This is a genomic window from Vibrio sp. YT-19(2023), assembly GCF_033337395.1.
Genome location: NZ_JAWOQN010000735.1, coordinates 1 through 607 on the forward strand (window position 1 = coordinate 1; position 607 = coordinate 607).

Here is a 607-nt window from a genome sequence, read left to right on the forward strand (position 1 = left end):
CTAAACAAACGACTCACGAAAAACAAAAAGCCTGCTTTCATGCAGGCTTTTTCTATTGGGTGAAGCGAGTAAAGGCAGATTAACGACGGCTTGCTTGTGTGCGCAGTTCGAAATCAAACTCGTGAGGAAAGAACACCACGCGTTCTTCGTTTTGATTCGGGAATACAACAACCGATAGCTCATCATCTTCTAGGCCAGTAGTCCAACGGCTATGCCATTTGTTAAGAGAGATCGCTTCTGGTTCACACTCTTCCCAGTCACCCGTTGCCCACTGCTTGGCAAATTCTTCATTTGGCCACACAGGAACGCAATCATCGTCTTCTGTGTTTAACATGACACAACCGTGCTCGTCTTTAAGAATCCAAACTTTACGATTCGCGACAATCTCTTTGACACAATACTTTAGGCGCTGCTCTTCGTTATAGCGATTAATCGTATCGATTTGTTCTTGGGTGAGTTGCTCAGACATATCAGTCTCCTGTTTCCCATAGAAAAATGCCCGCAGCTAAGCGGGCATTTACAGTATATGCTGGTAATAGTGAAATTACGCTAGCTCAGTTTGAAGCCAAGGCCAACCTTGCTTCTTACGGCTTAGTGTATTTTCCAT

The 607-nt window shown here is 44.5% G+C and carries 1 protein-coding gene; it reads right to left on the bottom strand.

Translation table 11 applies throughout. From position 1 onward, the window contains the following. Positions 1–79: 79 nt before the first annotated feature. The gene (locus R7E78_RS28190; protein WP_318058892.1) at positions 80–469 is read right to left on the bottom strand and encodes a DUF2750 domain-containing protein; all 390 of its coding nucleotides are present in this window, start codon (positions 467–469) and stop codon (positions 80–82) included. Between the last annotated feature and the right edge of the window lie 138 nt (positions 470–607).

What these genes read in the sequence shown, in the direction of transcription:
- R7E78_RS28190 (WP_318058892.1), bottom strand. Translation starts at nt 469, where the DNA reads ATGTCTGAGCAACTCACCCAAGAACAAATCGATACGATTAATCGCTAT.